The organism is Acaryochloris sp. CCMEE 5410, assembly GCF_000238775.2.
GTDB lineage: Bacteria > Cyanobacteriota > Cyanobacteriia > Thermosynechococcales > Thermosynechococcaceae > Acaryochloris.
Genome location: NZ_AFEJ02000001.1, coordinates 3,770,828 through 3,788,341 on the forward strand (window position 1 = coordinate 3,770,828; position 17,514 = coordinate 3,788,341).

General features: G+C 47.4%; 12 protein-coding genes and 3 pseudogenes. 10 read left to right on the forward strand and 5 right to left on the reverse strand.

Annotation, left to right across the window (positions count from 1 at the left end; genetic code table 11):
* Together rbfA and ON05_RS17405 are read right to left on the reverse strand one after the other, a co-directional pair.
* Complete coding sequence (rbfA, locus tag ON05_RS17400) at positions 1–417, reverse strand: 30S ribosome-binding factor RbfA (RefSeq protein WP_010480122.1); 417 nt, start codon at positions 415–417, stop codon at positions 1–3.
* Between the two features lie 65 nt (positions 418–482).
* Positions 483–689, reverse strand: coding sequence for a DUF751 family protein (locus ON05_RS17405; RefSeq protein ID WP_010480124.1), 207 nt, complete (start codon positions 687–689; stop codon positions 483–485).
* 95 nt (positions 690–784) lie between these two features.
* Between ON05_RS17405 and ON05_RS17410 the strand changes: the two genes are divergently transcribed.
* Together ON05_RS17410 and ON05_RS17415 are read left to right on the forward strand one after the other, a co-directional pair.
* The gene (locus tag ON05_RS17410; RefSeq protein WP_010480126.1) at positions 785–1,618 is read left to right on the forward strand and encodes a DNA adenine methylase; all 834 of its coding nucleotides are present in this window, start codon (positions 785–787) and stop codon (positions 1,616–1,618) included.
* Positions 1,619–1,762: 144 nt separating this feature from the next.
* A complete protein-coding gene (locus ON05_RS17415) occupies positions 1,763–2,086 on the forward strand; it encodes a hypothetical protein (protein ID WP_010480128.1) in 324 nt (107 codons plus the stop codon).
* A gap of 316 nt (positions 2,087–2,402) precedes the next feature.
* Here ON05_RS17415 and ON05_RS17420 read toward each other — a convergent pair whose 3' ends face one another.
* Both ON05_RS17420 and ON05_RS17425 read right to left on the reverse strand, forming a co-directional pair.
* The gene (locus ON05_RS17420; protein WP_050857540.1) at positions 2,403–5,348 is read right to left on the reverse strand and encodes an esterase-like activity of phytase family protein; all 2,946 of its coding nucleotides are present in this window, start codon (positions 5,346–5,348) and stop codon (positions 2,403–2,405) included.
* A gap of 333 nt (positions 5,349–5,681) precedes the next feature.
* Positions 5,682–8,054, reverse strand: a pseudogene (locus tag ON05_RS17425) (alkaline phosphatase); the annotation flags it as partial.
* A gap of 1,258 nt (positions 8,055–9,312) precedes the next feature.
* On the opposite strand from ON05_RS17425, the gene tnpC reads away from it, so the two are divergent.
* The 7 genes and pseudogenes from tnpC (at position 9,313) to ON05_RS17465 (ending at position 16,394) form a co-directional block, all read left to right on the forward strand.
* Positions 9,313–10,737: an IS66 family transposase gene (gene tnpC / locus ON05_RS17430; protein WP_262562131.1), complete on the forward strand. Its 1,425-nt coding sequence runs from the start codon at positions 9,313–9,315 to the stop codon at positions 10,735–10,737.
* A gap of 20 nt (positions 10,738–10,757) precedes the next feature.
* Positions 10,758–11,834, forward strand: coding sequence for a metal ABC transporter solute-binding protein, Zn/Mn family (locus ON05_RS17435; RefSeq protein WP_029315899.1), 1,077 nt, complete (start codon positions 10,758–10,760; stop codon positions 11,832–11,834).
* Positions 11,835–12,250: 416 nt separating this feature from the next.
* Positions 12,251–13,219 carry a CDF family Co(II)/Ni(II) efflux transporter DmeF gene (dmeF, locus tag ON05_RS17440; RefSeq protein WP_010482362.1) on the forward strand — a complete coding sequence of 323 codons (969 nt, stop codon included), beginning with the start codon at positions 12,251–12,253 and terminating at the stop codon, positions 13,217–13,219.
* 526 nt (positions 13,220–13,745) lie between these two features.
* Positions 13,746–14,248: pseudogene (locus tag ON05_RS17445) on the forward strand (transposase).
* Positions 14,249–14,261: 13 nt separating this feature from the next.
* Positions 14,262–14,804 carry an IS630 family transposase gene (locus ON05_RS17455; RefSeq protein WP_262561906.1) on the forward strand — a complete coding sequence of 181 codons (543 nt, stop codon included), beginning with the start codon at positions 14,262–14,264 and terminating at the stop codon, positions 14,802–14,804.
* Positions 14,805–15,272: 468 nt separating this feature from the next.
* Positions 15,273–16,111 (forward strand): annotated as a pseudogene (locus tag ON05_RS17460) (IS1 family transposase).
* Positions 16,112–16,202: 91 nt separating this feature from the next.
* Positions 16,203–16,394 carry a type II toxin-antitoxin system VapC family toxin gene (locus ON05_RS17465; RefSeq protein ID WP_010471202.1) on the forward strand — a complete coding sequence of 64 codons (192 nt, stop codon included), beginning with the start codon at positions 16,203–16,205 and terminating at the stop codon, positions 16,392–16,394.
* 102 nt (positions 16,395–16,496) lie between these two features.
* Here the strand turns inward: ON05_RS17465 and ON05_RS17470 are convergent, their stop codons facing one another.
* Entirely contained in the window at positions 16,497–16,829 is a 333-nt protein-coding gene (locus ON05_RS17470) for a 2Fe-2S iron-sulfur cluster-binding protein (RefSeq protein WP_010471203.1), read from the reverse strand.
* Between the two features lie 144 nt (positions 16,830–16,973).
* Between ON05_RS17470 and ON05_RS17475 the strand changes: the two genes are divergently transcribed.
* Entirely contained in the window at positions 16,974–17,375 is a 402-nt protein-coding gene (locus ON05_RS17475; protein WP_010471204.1) for a hypothetical protein, read from the forward strand.
* The last annotated feature ends 139 nt before the right edge of the window (positions 17,376–17,514 follow it).

Genomic DNA, 17,514 nt, shown 5'->3' on the forward strand with positions numbered 1-17,514 from the left:
CTAGAGATCAGCGTCTAAAGATCCGACAGGGGGCTTTTCGGTGGAGGTAGCAGGCTTATTCTGGCGCTCATGATCGAGTTTATGGAGCAACGACAGCACCTGATTGCCTTCTTCAAAAGAGCGATCTTCACAAAAAATGACTTCTGGAGTGCGACGAAGATGGATGCGATGCCCCAATTGTTTGCGAACGTAGCCTGTCGCTGATTCTAGACCGGCCATTGTTTCTGCTCTGGCTTCATCAGTGCCATATATGCTGACAAAAATCTTGGCATGTTGGAGATCACCCGATAGATCCACAGCCGTAACGCTAATCATCCCAGATCCGACTCGATCATCTTTGATGCTATGCAATAACATTTGGCTGACTTCGCGTTTAATTAATTCGGCAACGCGAGAAACCCGTCGTCCTGTAGCCATTCGTTTCTACTCCTCCATCTCCCCTGAGATGAAACCGCTAACAGATTATGTTGTCTCCCCAAGGCTTAGTTTAATGGAGTCATCCCCATCATGGCACTGAGGGTGAAGCTAAGAAAGGCAAAGCCGCCCACGATAACGCCCAGGGCAGCCAAGCCAGTCACTGGATTTTTAGCAAACCCCTGCAGAGGCTTGAGTAAAGTCCAAAATACTCCAACCACAATTGCCAAGAAGAACTTGGGATACGAGGAGAGTTTCTTAAAAAAGTCACCCATAGTGATTTAGTCGATATATATTATTGATTTCTCTTATTCACAGGATTGATCTTAACCCAAAGCTTTGACCTTAAACATTATGGGGTTTCCCGTTAATGACTAGCCCATTGCCGACTCAAGTGCGATTTCCCGCCCGTCCGTTTCTGAAATGGGCAGGGGGAAAAAGTCGATTAATCGCTCAATATGGTCCGCATTTCCCTCAGCACTTTGGTGCTTACTATGAGCCTTTTTTGGGCGGTGGCGCTATCTTTTTCCATTTGCAGCCGGAGCAGGCGGTTTTGTCTGATGTCAATCCTGAGCTGGTCAATGTTTATGCCTGTGTTCGCGATCAGATAGATGACGTCTTGCAATATCTGGAGATACATGCCTGCCAGCATGGTCATGACTACTACTACCAAATTCGAGCTCTCAATCCATCCTTACCCGCTGAACGTGCCGCTCGATTTATTTATCTCAATCGCACCTGTTTCAATGGTCTGTATCGAGAGAATTCTAAGGGACAGTTCAATGTGCCGATGGGACGGTACAAGAAACCCAAAATTTGTGATGCAGTGCTCCTGAAAGCGGTTTCTGAAGTTCTCCAAGCCGTTCAAATCCACCAGCAGCCGTTTGAAACGATTTTGGAGGTGGCCCAATCTGCCCAGGATTTTGTCTATTTCGATCCGCCCTATCATCCCATCAGCGCTACGAGCGATTTTACAGCCTATTCAAAAGGTGCGTTTACGGCGGAAGATCAAACGAAATTGGCTCAGGTGTTTGCTGAATTAGCGAGTCGAGGCGTACAGGTGATGCTGTCTAACTCAGATTGCTCGTTTATCCGCGACCTTTACCAGTCGTTCAACATTTACTCGATTCAAGCGGCTCGGGCCATCAACTCTAACCCCCAAAAGCGCGGCAAGATTACGGAGGTATTGGTCACATCCTGGTAATCATCGTGGGTTGAGTGAACCACTCAGAATTCTCATTAATCCCTTATCGTCTGTTCAGCCAATTACAGGGACTCACCCAGATCGCCATCATTCCAGCTTCAGATACCCCTCGTACATTGAAGTCATTGAAGTTGGAGCGCAAAAATGAAACGCAACAATCAAGTCGCTGTCTTAGCTGGTTTAACGGTCCTTAGCCTGGGCTTTATTTCCCCCGCTACTGCTGAAACTGTTACGATCACCCGTGGCCCCCATGGAGCAGCCCGCCAAGTCAAGGTCGACCGCATTCCCCATGATGCTCAAGTCCGGCCTAACTCTCCTGCAAAAGGTTTTCCCAATATTGTCACCCGTGGTTCTCATGGTGCGGCGCAGATCGCTCAACCTCGTGAGATTCGCCAAAACGCTGCTCAATCATCAAAAACTCTACAGGTGATTCAGCGTGGCCCTAATGGTGCATCCCATATTCGCTAACTGAGATCACAAAACGCTAAACACACATACCTCACACACTTTAGAGCTGATTGCTAATTTCTCTGCGATCGGCTCTTTTTCTTATGTACTGCAGGAATTCAGTTACAAGATTTAAAGGCTATTGAGAGGCTTTTGAAGATGCGATGGCCACAGGCTGCTCAAAGGCCATGCCACACAGAACCCCTACCCTTCGACCAGCGTTGAGGTGGACGAAGGCACCTCGCAAAGTAAAAAAACGAGAGGTGGTTCGAAACAGAATTCACCTCTCGTTGCTGATTCAGTCGTTTATCAGGAAAGTTAACGCTGTAAATTTGGACTAGACGACGAATGTTTCAAAGGCTGAGTCAGTGAGGGTAGTCGCTTGGACTCCACTTAAAACAGCCAAGAGTTCATCAGTCTCTACCACGGAGATCAGAGTGTCTGCGGTTTGCGCTCCAGTTCCTTGAACAATTTCTAATTGCTCGAAGGACAAGCCACCGATTAGACCAATGACATCTTCGCCAATAAGGAAATCTGTGATGGTGTCGGTGCCGTCACCTGCAGCGAGGGCGAATAGGTCTTCACCTGAGCCTCCCGTCAGTAGGTCATCTCCTCGACCACCCACTAGGATATCGCTACCCTCGTTACCGTTCAGCGTATCTAGACCCCGTCCTCCAAACAGATCGTCGTCACCTTGACCGCCTTCTAGGAGATCGTTACCCCGACCTCCCATGAGGTTGTCATCACCGAGACCACCTGTGATAGTGTCATCGCCACGACCACCGCTGAGATCATCATCAGTGGGACCACCCGAAAGGGCGTCTATTCCGCGACCGCCTTGGCTATCATCACCGGAAGAATCGCCGCTGCCTTCGCCATCAGAATTACCATCGCCTTCACCTTCAGAATCGCTATCATTGCCATCAAGACCAGCTAAGCCAACCCGTGGATCCAGGTCGAGCGGTTCGTTGAGCTTGATCTGAATGATTTCGTTGTTGTCGATGTCAGGTCCGCGACCAATAGAGAAAGGATAGTTGTTGTCATTGGCAACCAATAGAGTATCTTCGTCAATGACCAGGACATCTTCGATGGTGACGAAGGGAAAGTTGAAAGTTGTCTCTCCATCTCCATTCAAATCATTCGGATCATTGATGCTTAGAAGATCAACCAGTTCTTCCTTCATCACAAACCCTTCGTCATCCAATTGAGACAAATCCACCTTGAAGATTTTCTTGAAGGCAGCTTCATCTCCTTGATTCCCATCCCGCTCAATCACCAGATATTCGTTCTCGTTAATGACTGTGAAATCACCAATGGCATGGCTGGGGTCATCTAGCTGATAGCGACCGACCAGACCTTGATATTCGCTGGATTCTACGTCGAATTCATAAATTCTGAGGGAACCTTCTGGATCGCCTTCGACGGTGCCCTCCAACATGGGATAGAGGGTCATCCGATCGGGGCTGATGGCCATTCCTTCGAATCCGCGTGAGCGAGGTAGGTTAGAGACTTCATCCCCTGTCAACACATCAGGATTATCGGGTGAGCGTACCACGTCGGCTACGATTTGATCTCGAACTGCGTCTCCGGTCCCTGGAAAATCGGTGAAGAACCCATCTACCCCAATGTCAATCAGCTGCTTAATTTCCTCCTCAGGGGTTTGCGGTGTGCCATCGGCATTGAGGGTTAAAAACTGCTCTTCGTTCCGCAAGGTATAGGGATGAACCTGTAATCCAGCGGCATGGGCATCATCCACAAAAGAGGTCACTTCCCCGGTCAGTTGGGTAGTGATTTCAGCATTGCCGTCGCCATCCCCATCTACAGGGGTATCAAGGGCTTCTCGCAGTAAGAAATTATTTTTCCAAGGGCCAGCACCTTCGGCATATTTCTCACTAATAACTTGGAGAATTTCAGAATTGTCTAAATCACTGTAGATGGTGTTTTCAGACAGCGCGTTTTCTGCGGCATCTAAGAAGTCTTGCCCGTAAATGGCTGCTAAGTCGTTGCCTTGTTCAACGTTGTAGCGAATATCGTAGGGCACAGAAAATCCAGAATCAGGACTGGCACTCGCAGTGGTATTGCCATAGAGCTGGACTAGGGGAATATCGCCTAAACCTTCTGCATCTAACATGCCTTGGAGTTCAATTAAGTTCTGAAACTCGAAGGACTGGATAAATAGACGGCTAGGATCCGTAAAGCCTGTTTCCTGGAGGGTCGCAATAAGTGGCTCTTCCAGGGACAGATCCTGTAAATCAAAGAAGGTGGGGTGCTTGGTTTCGGGATAAATGCCAACCACTGTTCCAGTGTCGGCTTCGACTTCCTGGACCAGCTCAATCACTTCTTTGAGGGTGGGAATCTCGAAAGCGCCGTTGAAATCCTGCGATCTAAAATCACGAGACTGCACGGCCCGTAGCATTTTGATTTCTTCTAAGGTGAAATCTTCGGCGAAGTAGCCAGTGGTTTCCACCCCATCCAGCATTTTGGTCGACATCCGCGCAGGACCGAAGACATCGGCGACGTTGGTGGTGTCATCCAGCAATGGCTCATGGCGAGCAATCAGTACACCATCTTTGGTGATCACCAAGTCAGGCTCAATAAAGTCAGCTCCTTGGGCGATGGCTGTGGCATAGGCCTCTAAGGTATGTTCTGGCAAAATACCGCTGGCACCCCGATGTCCAATCACGATGGGATCTTGACCGTTGAGGGTATTCAGTTCCACGGGGTTAGGGGTAGCTGTGGGGGCTTCGATTAACTCACCATCACTATTGAAGTGGAGAAGGTAAGGTCCAAATTCTTCACCCACCCAAATATCGCCATTGCCATCAATAACGAAAGATTCAATATCAAAATCAGACCCGGTGAGCTGACGCTTAGGGGTGCCTTCATTTTGAATCTCAAAAGGAATCAGGTTATTGGGATCTGAGAGTTGAATAAAGTCTTCTACTTCTACGGATCCATCGCCATCTTCTGAGCCTGCAAAGTTGGGGTCAACTTTGTAGAGTCGCAGTAAATAATCAGAGCTATTGGTTTTCGCTCCAAAGCCATTGTCAGACAAGAACCAGAAACTACCATCGCTGTCTGCAAACTGAACACCGCTAAAGCCCTGTACGGGTTGGCCATCGAAAGGACCTGTACGACCATTGGCATCAATGGGTTCTCCTTCTCCGTTATCACCCCCTGCTGGAGGACCCTCGGCAAAGGTATCAGCGGGGAGAGAGGCAAATCCTTCTAACTCACTACTGCCTACTTCTTCAGGTGCAACACCAAACAGGGTCTGATACATGACGCGATAGATATCAGTATTGTCTGTTGTGGCAGGTAATAGGTCAGCATTTAGACCATAGGTTTTGGAGACGATGCCTCCATTGACATCAGAGCGAGTGGCCCAGGCAACACCGAAGTCAAACATATCACCATCGGCATCAGGAGCACCTGTGGTAAAAGCGTCGAAAACATCGGTGCTGAAGCCAGGTACGTCATTGCTGCCGTCAATATCATCAACCTGAACAAGCGTTCCGTCAGCATCATCGCCAAAAGCGGCCAATTCAGCTTGAGTTCGAAGGGTAAACCCTGCGGCTGGATCGGCTGGATCTAAGCCAAAGCCACTAATCGGGACATCGTCGACTTCTAAGCCACCTGCATCAGAATCTGCAGCTGTGATGACTAATGTGTTGGGATCAACATTGTCGACAAAATCAAGGGCAACACCGATAGCTTCATCTGCCCGGAGAGCAGCTTCGATAGTGCCAGCAGCATTGTTATCATTACCGAAATTGTCTGTTCCTTCCTCTTCCAAGGCCAAGAAGAAACCATCTGGGTCACGGTTGAGAATGGGCAGTGCCACCTCCAGCATCTCAGCCACAGTCGGTGGATTGGGGTTGAGAGGGGGCTGACCATACAGAATTAGATCGCCATTTTCGTCGACAAAACCATCTCGACGCAGCTCATCTTCGAAAAAGTCATTATAGGTGTCTTCTGCTGCAAAAATACCCAGCAAGCGATCCGTATTGGCAGTGTCAACTGCTAACAGTTCGTCGCGAGTGAAAACCACTTCATACCCTGCTGCTTCAGCTTCTTAAATCAGGTTGCGGCCATCCGTTCGGGTTCCTTCTTCCCCGAAAAAACCGACTGTACCAACGGGCAAATAATCCGTTTCACCCGCCCCGAGAATCACATCTGGTCGCTGATCCAGAATTTCAGCTGTAATTGCCTCTGTCTCACCCCGGTTGTCTACATCAGCTAGAAAAACGCCAGTGCCTGGCTCGGCAATAAATCCAGAGTTGATGATGCCGACGGCTTTACCAGCCGCCTGGGCCTCTTGGGCAATGGTGGCATTCTGACCGGAAAGGGCAACGATTTCTTGGCCCCCTTCGTCAACAGGTGCATCCAACCCATAGCTACCTGCAAATGGTTTTACACCGTAAGCATGAACAACCGCTCCTGCATTAGAAGTGGAAACGAGACGATCATCAATATGGCCTAAATAGACCCCTGCATTGCTCATCTGGTCCCAATTCAGACGGCCATCGGTCCCCAAGGATGAGAACCGTGCTGCTGCGTAGTGGGAAGGGCTGGTCCCGTCCGGGTGAATAAAAATGACGTTGCCAGTATCGGCAGTGGGTTCAGGGGCTTCACGAGGAGCCAGATCATCGGGCACACCCTCTGGTGCATCTAGACGAACATCAAAGAGACTCTCGTAGATTAGCCGATAAATTGTTGTGTTATCGAGGGTTGCAGGTAAACGGTCTGCCCCTTCGCCGTAGGCTTTTGAAACAATGCTCCCCGCAAAGTCTGGTAAACCGGCCCAAGCAACACCGAATTCATAGCTGTTACCATTTCTATCTGGTGCGCTCACAAATGGTGCCGTGTCGCTGCCCGTTGTGCCATCTAAAGGTACTGTAATGCCACTGTCTTCTCCGGCTGCATTCAACTGGCGCTGTGTGGTTGTGGTTCCTACTGTGGGACCCGAAACATCATCAATTTCTAAAGCCCCACCTGCACTGTCTGCAGCGGTGACAACAAAGGTATTGGAGTTGACGTTATCAATAAAATCGCGTGCTACCCCAATGGCAGTATCAGCTCTGAGAGTGGCATCAATCGCCCCCCGAGCATTGTTGTTGTTGCCGAAGTTATCGGTTCCTTCTTCTTCAAGAACGATAAAGAATCCATCTTCTTCTTGGCGAAATAAATCGAGCTTGAGCGTTGCTTCCAGCATCTCAGCCACAGTAGGCGGATTTGGATTGAGAGGTGGCTGCCCATATGTAATCAGTTCACCATTTTCATCCACAAAACCGTCTTGAATCAGCTGTCCTTCAGGAACGTCGTTATAGGTATCATCAGCAGCAAAAACACCCAACACGCGCTCGGTGTCTGCTGGCAAACTTTCCAATTGCTCACGGGTATACACAACGGTATAGCCCATGGCTTCGGCTTCCTCAATCAGGTTACGGCCATCTGTTCGGGTTCCTTCTTCACCGAAGAATCCAACAGTGCCAACAGGAAGATAATCAATTTCACCCGCAGCCATGATCACGTTGACACCGGATTCAACAATCTGAGCAGTAATACCTTCGCGATCGCGTCGACTTTCTGCATCAGCTAGGAATACGCCTGTACCGGGTTCGGCAATGAAACCTGAGTTAATCACAGCCGTTGGACGACCTGCTGCAATCGCTTCTTGTAAAACCGTTGCGTCTGGAGCAGAACCCGCAACATTCTGGCCTTGAAGAGCAGCAAGGGATTGATATGCAGCCCCGTTTTCATCAAAGCCATAGCTGGGGGCAACAGATTTGATTCCATAAGCGTGGACGACCGCACCTCCATTAGATGTGGCGACAACGCTATCGTCCAAGTGTCCTAGATACACCCCTGCTGCAGGTGCTGAATCCCAGTTCAAGCGACCATCAGGCCCAACGGATTCGAACCTGGCAGCAGCAAAATGTGATGGATCTGCTCCATCAGGATGAATAAAAATGACGTTACTTGTCATGAACTAGACCTCAGTAATAAATTCATTCGCTGCTGTATCAGCTCTAGACATGAAACTCGTCGTCCAGAAGAGAAGGTCAACAGCGTATATAAATGAGATAGTTTCTTATTAAGGTTAAGGAGGAGCCATCGGAAAGTTAATAAATGAATAATTTTTTTTACAACAATATTTATGAATAAAAATGTGAAATTACAATCATCATGAAATTGCTCAGTAGTTAAATGGTGTAGCTCACTACTGGCTGGTTTACATGCTTTAAAAAGCTGGAAATTTCACAATATACAAATATTGTGAATCAGAAAGCTTGATTAAGGCTCTTTTGAATTGACGATGCTGAAGTCATTCACTAAAAATCTTGACAGATACAATTTAAGATGGTCAACCCAGAACATCAATAGGTATGGTGAAAGTTTTTAAAGTATTGACATAATAACTAAGCACGAGAAAAGAGAATGCTTCTTCAGATAGAGCTTCAGTGTTCTCGATAAGATTTACAGGCATCGCAAAAGATAATCAACTTGAAAATCTTTCCCAAACTTAGGGTTTCATTCTAACTTTAAGAATAGAGAAAATTGAGTTTAAGAAAAAAATAATTTTGGATTAAAGGAATGAATCTTGATATAGGATAAAAATGAATAATAAATAATGTCGAGTTCGGCAAGTGTTTTCGAATTAATTTTTAGGAATTATACACATGTCTTGGAATTTTGCATCGTGAAGAGTTGCCCAATGTGCATGATTTTCTAATAGATAAGAATTTAATTGAGAGTAATATATTAGTGATTTAAAAGACATAGATTTCTGAAGGTTTTATGGGGGAGTCTACTCACCACTGGATTTGTTTGTGATTTGGCTCGCCATGAGTTCTGGATGTTGCTAATTTTCATCTCCGCATGATCTCTGACTGTAAACAATGAATCTGCTCTACACTTCTGCAGTGGTTTGCTGAGAATAGGTGCTACGAGCGTAAAATCAACACTTTGAAGATCTTGATCTGATTGGCCTATCAGTGCTGAGCATTACCTATGGATAGAATTTTTTGAGGGGCTCAAGGACTCTATCCAGAAGTATTTATCTGCAATTGACAACTTGCCCTTCCCTGCCTATTTTGAAGTGGAATGAGTATCATTATCGTTACTGCCCAGGCTTAAATCATTGTGTTGAGAATGAAGGTATAACTCTATCTGAGACTATGTTTTAAGCACACCAGCAGTCAATCCGTACTCATTCGTTGAACAAGAAAGTCTCTGACCAGAAAATTAGTGAATCTGATATTCGAGCAATCTACCATCAAGGAGAGGATGCAGTTGTTGAGCTGGTCACCCTTCTTATTAAACGGATAGAGCGACTAGAAGAGCATCTTGGCAAAGATAGTCGGAACAGTAGTAAACCACCCTCAAGCGATGGCTTTGGGAAGCGGACCAAAAGTCTACGGGGTAAGAGTAAGCGTAAAAGTGGGGGTCAAAAAGGCCATCCCGGTAGTACCTTGGAATGGCGTGAAACCGTCGATGCCGTAGTGTTACATCCAGTCACTCAATGTCAAGGCTGTGGTGCCTCGTTAACAGAGGTCGCCGTCCTTGAGTATGAACTGCGCCAGGTTCATGAGCTGCCCTCCTTGTCATTACAGGTCATCGAGCATCAAGCAGAAGTCAAATATTGTGAGCACTGTCAAACCTTGAACCGGGGTAAATTCCCCAGCGATGTCACCAATGTGGTTCAGTATGGCAGTAATCTCAAAGGCTTGATGGTGTATTTGATGGAGGCTCAACTGTTGCCGTTTGAGCGCACCCGTGAACTGCTTAAAGACCTCTTGGGTTGTCAGGTTTCTGAAGGAACCCTGTGCAACACCCGTACAACCTGTGCCCAGCAATTAGAACCGATTGAAGCCCAGATCAAAGACGCTATTGAGCAAGCAGCTGTGGGACATTTTGACGAGACGGGGTTGCGAGTCAACAGCAAGTTGTGGTGGCTGCATGTCGCTTGTACGAGTGGATTAACCTACTACTTTGTCCATGCCAAACGCGGCACAGCAGCGATGGACGAAATGGATATTCTGCCAAACTTTACGGGCACGAGTATTCATGATGGTTGGAAGAGCTATGCCCGCTATGGTTGTACGCATAGCTTATGCAATGCCCATCATTTGCGCGAACTCCGATTTATTGTTGAACGCTACAAACAACCTTGGGCTGAGGAGATGATCTCACTGCTGCTAGATATCAAAGCTGAGGTAGAGCGGGCAAAAGCTGAACACTTAAGCGTTCTCGATGCGAGACAAGTCGAGGCGTTTGAGCAGCGGTATCGCCAAGTGTTAGCCGATGGATTCAAGCATAATCCAATGCCAACCGTCGATGAAAATGCACCCAAGAAACGAGGCAAGCAGAAGCAGAGTACACCCAAAAACTTGCTCGACCGACTTCGAAAGCACCAAGCTGCTGTCTTGGCGTTTATGTATGATTTTCAGGTGCCTTTTGATAACAATCAGGCTGAGCGCGATATCCGCATGATGAAGTTGAAGCAGAAGATATCGGGATGTTTTCGCTCCTTGGCAGGTGCCCAGCAGTTCTGCCGCATTCGCGGTTATATTTCAACTTTGAGAAAGCAAGATATCCCTGTACTGGATGCACTCAAAAGTATTTTTGCTGACAATCCTGTTAGACCAGTGCTTCAGCCTGGGCAGTAACTCATTATCATTTTAATCTCATGGTTCAATTGAAGATCACCTGCTCCAAATGGTCCATATGCTTAGTGGCCACTACTTTATTAAGCACTGGTTGCAGTTCCTCTGCCCCTGACTCCAAAGGTTCCTCGAACCTTCCTAAGGTTGTAGCTACTAGTACCGTGCTATGTGATCTAACCCAACAAATTGCTGGGCAAACGATTGACCTTACCTGTCTGGTCAAACCAGGAGTTGACCCCCATGCCTATGCGCTTTCACCCCGCGATCGCAAAGCCATCGAACAAGCTCAACTTGTTCTTTATAACGGCTATGGTCTGGAGCCTAACTTTGAAACAGCAATTCAAGCCGCTGCAGGAGACATTGCTAAGGTTGCAGTGGCTGAGGAAGCCGTGCCGAAACCGCTATTAGGGGCTGTCCATGATCATGGAGCCGAAGCAGAGGATCACAAGGACGAAGAGAATCATGCAGATAAACATGATCATGGACATTCCGAAGACGATCATGCGGATGAAAAACAGGAAGCCCATGCCCAAGAAGCAGATCAAACACCGGACCCCCATGTGTGGCATAGCCCCAAACAGGGGGCTGAGATGGTGACTGTATTAGCAGGGAGCCTAGCCAAGCTCGTCCCCGACCAAGCGGAGACCTATGCTCAAAACTCAAAAGAAGTGGTTACAGAACTAGACAAAATAGACGGTTGGATTCAGGCACAAATTCAGACGATTCCTGCACCACAGCGCAAGCTGTTTACCACCCATGAATCCTTGGCCTACTTTGCCAACGCCTATGGTCTCACAGTAGAAGGGACGTTACAGGGATTCAGCACGGAAGAAAAACCGTCCGCTGCCCGAGTTAAAGATGTAGTAGAAGATATCAAGGCGGCTAAAGTCCCGGCGATTTTTTTAGAATCCGGTGAAACCCCAAAACTGATGCGAACGGTTGCTAAAGAAGCGGGCGTTCAAATTGCGTCAACTGAGTTATTTGCTGATGCGTTGGGAGAAGAGAACAGCCGGGGAAGCACCTATCAAACAATGTTGATCGCCAATACTGAAACCATCGTCAAGGGCTTGGGAGGACAATACACTGCCTATCGTAATTGACCCGTCCCTGTAAAAAGGTAGGAAGCCGAGGTCAAATCTCCTACGAATATCTCGTTGTCCTTCTCCTCCCATTGCTCTGATCTAAAATAAGCGAGATAAGAAACATCGTCGCTGTGTAGAAACCATCTTAGATTTATAACAACCCTTGCTAACCATATTGCCTTGTTTGTTTTACTGCAGCCATATACTTACTTGGAAAACGGGATGGCTGGCATGGCCAAGGATGGCGACGTTGCCTTATTAGTTTCCGCCGAAACCTTCAACATTTTCACAACTCACAATCTAAATTCTGTGAGGCGCAAGCGAGCGCTGTATAACTCCCTCCTATCACCCCATCTCGCAGGGGCATCCAGTTGGGTTGTAAAATTCAGGAATACTGGCTGGTAAAGTCCTCAACTCAAGGATTTAGAGATTCAATGCACATTCAAACCCTTGATCATTGGCAACATTCTCACGACTTCTCGGTTGATCAGAATCAAGCGGAGAAAAATACCAAGATTGTGATGCTCATTACCGCAGCCACGATGATTGCTGAGATTACAGCGGGTACTATTTTGGGGTCGATGGCCCTGTTGGCGGATGGCTGGCACATGGCCACTCACGTCGCAGCATTCGGCATCACCGTGTTTGCATATCGCTATGCTCGTCGACATGCTACCGATGCGAGATACACCTTTGGTACGGGCAAAGTCAGTGTACTGGGCGGGTTTGCCAGTGCTGTTGCGCTGGCGGTTATCGCGTTTGTAATGGCATTTGAATCAGTCGGTCGGTTTTTCCAACCCCAGGCGATTCAGTTTAACGAGGCCATTGGAGTCGCCATGCTTGGATTAATGGTCAATTTAGTGAGTGCCTGGTTACTCCACGATGATCGTGGCTGTGGCCATGATCATCATGGCAGTCATAGTCACGACCATCATGCGGATCACAATCTTCGGGCTGCCTATGTACACGTTTTAGCGGATGCCCTCACCTCAGTTTTGGCCATCATTGCCTTATTTGCAGGGAAGTTCCTAGGTTGGATCTGGCTGGATGCCGCAATGGGAATAGTGGGTGCCGGAGTCATCACTAAATGGGCCTCCGACTTGGTGAGAGAAACGGGTTCAATCTTGCTGGATGGCGGAATTGATAAGCGCATCAAGCAGGATATTTTAAACGCCATTGAAGACGATGCGGATAATCGTGTGGTCTGGCGTGTTAGCCAAAAGCATCTCTCTACAACTGTTTCGCTAGTAACCCACTATCCGCAAGCGCCAGAGTATTACAAGCGCCTCCTCAGCCAGATTCCATCTCTTGCTCATGTTCTTATTGAGGTCAATCCCTGTCATGGTGAACCTTGTTTGGAAATCGACCACAGCCTCAACCAAGCCTCGGCCCCGCTAGGGTGATAAATGGCACTGGTTCCGTTGCGTGGGAAATCTATAAAGCTTACAGAGAAAGGGATACAACCTCATATACCACTAGAGACAATGCAAGACAATTTGGCCGTCAAAACTCGCAAACCCTTGATATACTGCCAACGGCTGAGGGCTTAACATTTCAGATTGAGCTATAACTCTCTCTACCAAGGAATTTGAAGCTCATCTAAAAAGTAAACTTTCAACTCGTTCGGAGTATAGCTCATTTCAGGATATCTAAGCCTCTCTTGAGGCTTAATTTCTAAACCCCTTAATCAAAAAGGCTTTCAGAGTCCCATGTAGCGGAACCAGTGCCCAAAATCTATCAAATGCCGATATCACTGATGCATCAATCATTAAATGATGAGCTGATATCGCCAAACTCAGTCATGATTGATTAGAATCAAGGCCAAAAGCAATGTTTAGTCAATTGATGCTGGTGTCTATTTAAGGAGATAGTGATGGAACTCATACCAAATCCGATTTATATAACTCCGATATAATGCATAATTAGAGAATGCCAAGAAAACTATATCTCGAACCCCATTTTTCGCCTGACGAGCTGAAGTCTCATTATCGAGCCAGCCAAGACCCAGTAGAATCGCGCCGCTGGCATCTGCTGTGGCTCGTCAGTGAGCAAACAACGCTAACTCAAGCAGCCCAAGTGGTCGGTCTCAACTACGATTACGCTCGAGAAATCGTCAGGGAGTATAACCACAATGGCGCCCATGGGTTACGCAACCGACGCAAAGATAAGCGACCTCATCAATCTCGCAGTCTTCTGACTCAAGACCAATGTGCACAATTGTTGACTCGTCTACAACCCCACCCGCCGACGGTGGTCTATGGAACGGCCCCAAAGTAGCCCAGGTCATCGCTCAGATGACAGGAGTCGATAAGGTTTGGCCCCAACGCGGTTGGGACTATCTCAAGCGATTGGAGCAGTCCCTGCAATGCCCACGTCCTCACCACCGTAAAGGTGAACCAGAGGCCCAAGCCGCTTTTAAAAAAACTGCCTGAGTACAAAGCAGAATTGGAGCGACGCTACCCTAAGGCTCAGGTCGAAGTTTGGTCCTTGGATGAACATCGTTTAGGCCTTAAACCCATTATTCGAAAGATTTGGGCGCCTGTGGGTCAGCGTCCAATTGCTGAGGTGGACCATCGCTATGAATGGACCTATCTGTATGGATTCGTTCATCCCGCAACTGGCAATACCGAATGGTTCATTCTGCCTCGGGTCAATGGAGAATGGTTTAATCAAGCCCTACAAAGCTTTGCTCAGCAAGTTGGAGCGGGAAAGCACAAACAGATTCTTCTCGTTCTCGATGGAGCCGGATGGCATACCTGTAAGAATCGGGTGGTGCCACCTGGCATTCATCTGAAGGTTTTACCCCCCTATTCTCCAGAGCTACAGCCCGCTGAACGGTTGTGGCGGCTAGCGGATGAACCACTGGCCAATCGGTGTTTTGAGACCCTGGAAGACCTCGAAGATGTTCTCGAACAGCGCTGTCGAACTTTAATGACAATGCAATCAGACATTCAAGCTCTCACTCACTACCATTGGTGGCCAGTTTGACAGATGAGATATTTCGGGGTTTAATGAGTCGGATTTGGTATCAATACTTCTTTAGAAGAACGACTAGCTGTAGTAGAAGCCACAATCACTGAGTTACAGAACCAAATTGCCCTTTCTCGGCAGGACAGTTGGCTACAAAATATCACAGGGTCTTTCAAAAATGAGCCTGCTTTTGAAGAAGTGCTTGCGTATGGACGAGCCGTTCGACAGGGTGATGAGTCGGTACTTGAAACTCCAGATGAGTGATGCGATATCTGCTAGATACAGACCACTTGAGTATTCTCCAACGCCAGACAGGTGATAGTTACGTTAATCTTTCAAGACGCATGGCCCAACACTCATTATCAGACTTTGCGGTATCCATCGTGACGTTTCATGAACAAATGCTGGGTTGCCACGCCTAGGTCGTGCATCAAATAAAGTGTGGGTTTGCTAAACCTATAAGGAGTTGAGTTTTTCTATTCCCTGATGCAATGTCCTCTATGTGGTCATCCCAAGACCCACAAACACGGTACAACTAGTAAAGGCAGTAAAGGCAGCCAACGTTACCGTTGCCCACACTGCCACCAAACCTTCAGTGAAACCTTTGATACCCTCTATTATCGCCGTCAGGTTTCTCCTCAAATCATTCAGACCATCCTTCAATCGCATGCCGAGGGCAGCAGCCTCAGAGGTCTATCTCGCATCACAGGTGTAGCTTACAACACCTGTGTGAGTGTGATTCGTTCAGCGAGTCATAAAGCCCAACTGATTCACAATCATAAAGTTCAGGCCGTTTCGACTGACGTCATCAATGCAGATGAGTTGTGGTCCTTTGTCAAAAAAAGCAAAAGCACTGTGAACCGGAAGAATTGAGTGTAGGTGACTGCTGGGTAGCATTAAGCCTAGCCAAAGACAGTGGCTTGGTGCTCAGTAGCCGTATTGGCAAACATACTGACTAATTAGCTCAAGAATGGATTGAGAATACTGAAGGTAAAACCGCCTGTCACCATTGGCAAACGGATGGGTGGGAAGGGTATTCACGACAATTACCCGATGAGGTGATCCATCAAGTGAGTAAAACCCTGACCCAACGGTTAGAGCGGACCAATGGAATTCTGCGTCAACAGACTGGGCGATGGCATCGACGACAGAATAAATTTGGCAAAGTCTGGCAACAGAGTGCAGTGACCTTAAGACTGGTGCTGAGCTATTTCAACTGGATCTGGAGTCACTCGCGATTCAAGAACACGGCTGCCCAACGAGCTGGACTGACGGAGCATTCCTGGGGATGGCAAGACTTAGTCACCTATCCCACACTTTGTTGAGGCACAATCCACGCCTATACTAATCGTGCTCGTTCCCTGAGTGAGGTGGTGAAAGGCTACGGAATGATGGCGCGACTTATAAGGGTTACCAATGCTTGCTTTTGATGAAAATGCAGCTTCAGCCTATTCTGCCCTGGAACCACAACGCCAGCAATTAGCAAAAATGGATGCTCGGATTGCTGCAATTGCCTTGTCTCAGCAATTAATTTTGTTGACTCGAAATTATCGAGACTTTAGCAAAGTTGTAGGCTTAACGATTGAAGACTGGACAGTTTCTTCTTAGAAACGATTGAATGCTGTTTGAACAAGAGGCAGATCGCGTCGATTCATCTCTGGCTAACACCATGACAGTAAATCAGCCGTGATTGACCGTTGTAGTTTGAATTCACTCAGGCCATTCAGAGTTAGTGCCTTGCCCCCAAAATCCATCAAATTTAGTGACGGTAATATCGCCTAACACTTTTGTTTGGCAAGCCAGTCGCAGATCGCGTTGCGAATCATGGGGCGGTAAGGAACGGCGGATGCGATCGCGTCGATTCACCTCAGATACTTCACCCGTAATCGCCACAGCACAAGTCCCACAGGTGCCAATGCCATGGCAGTTAATCAACCGAGCTTGACCGTTGTAGATCTCTACTTGGTTTTCCAGTAAAACTTGACGTAAATTAGCGCCAACGGGGCAAGAAAACGTTTTCCCTTGAGCTATAACTTGGGGCATAGTCAGACATGATTTTTTGAGACGCCATTCTTAACTGTACTGAGAAGTCAAATTCTGTACTTTTTGCAGAGCAATACCCATAAGAGCTGTGATAGAACGGACTTCTTTAGGCAGAGCACCCCAATATTCTAAAAATTCATCCCTATGAGTACCGACTATTCTTGGCTGATATGCCATCCTTCTGAACAAGATGAGCAAATTTTGCAACCCCTATTTAAGGAAGCTTTGCAGTCAGCTACGTTACCTACTCAATCTAAAGCTGTTCTCCATAAGTGGCAGCAGAATCCCGACCACTTATTTCAAGACTGGACAACCGGAACCGGTGACATTTATAACCACTTCGTCTTAGCCTTTATGATCGAGAGTTTCCAAACATTATGGAACGCTCTGGCGACCCCAGAAGGTAAAAATGGCTTTTATTTTAGCCCTGACAACTGTATTGATATTCTCAGCATTAACAGATGCTCAATTGGTGCAATTCTCGCTTATGGCTTAGGTCCCCAACGCTTTGCCCAACTGCCAGGCTTTATGGGAAACATGTTGTGAACCCATGATCAGATACCTGCCAGTCTCCAGACCATCCATCGAACGTTTGAGACGCTTGATCTGCCACCCCTATATCAACGGCTGCAACAACTTTGCCTGAGTAACTATACATACAGCCACGCCTTAGACATTTTCCAAG

Bases quoted from the DNA above. Each gene is read 5' to 3' on its own strand.
- ON05_RS17435 (WP_029315899.1), top strand. From the start codon at position 10,758: ATGGTTCAATTGAAGATCACCTGCTCCAAATGGTCCATATGCTTAGTG.
- ON05_RS17475 (WP_010471204.1), top strand. From the start codon at position 16,974: ATGAGTACCGACTATTCTTGGCTGATATGCCATCCTTCTGAACAAGAT.
- dmeF (WP_010482362.1), top strand. From the start codon at position 12,251: ATGCACATTCAAACCCTTGATCATTGGCAACATTCTCACGACTTCTCG.
- ON05_RS17470 (WP_010471203.1), bottom strand. From the start codon at position 16,829: ATGCCCCAAGTTATAGCTCAAGGGAAAACGTTTTCTTGCCCCGTTGGC.
- ON05_RS17415 (WP_010480128.1), top strand. From the start codon at position 1,763: ATGAAACGCAACAATCAAGTCGCTGTCTTAGCTGGTTTAACGGTCCTT.
- ON05_RS17410 (WP_010480126.1), top strand. From the start codon at position 785: ATGACTAGCCCATTGCCGACTCAAGTGCGATTTCCCGCCCGTCCGTTT.
- ON05_RS17465 (WP_010471202.1), top strand. From the start codon at position 16,203: ATGCTTGCTTTTGATGAAAATGCAGCTTCAGCCTATTCTGCCCTGGAA.
- ON05_RS17405 (WP_010480124.1), bottom strand. From the start codon at position 689: ATGGGTGACTTTTTTAAGAAACTCTCCTCGTATCCCAAGTTCTTCTTG.
- ON05_RS17420 (WP_050857540.1), bottom strand. From the start codon at position 5,348: ATGTATCAGACCCTGTTTGGTGTTGCACCTGAAGAAGTAGGCAGTAGT.
- rbfA (WP_010480122.1), bottom strand. From the start codon at position 417: ATGGCTACAGGACGACGGGTTTCTCGCGTTGCCGAATTAATTAAACGC.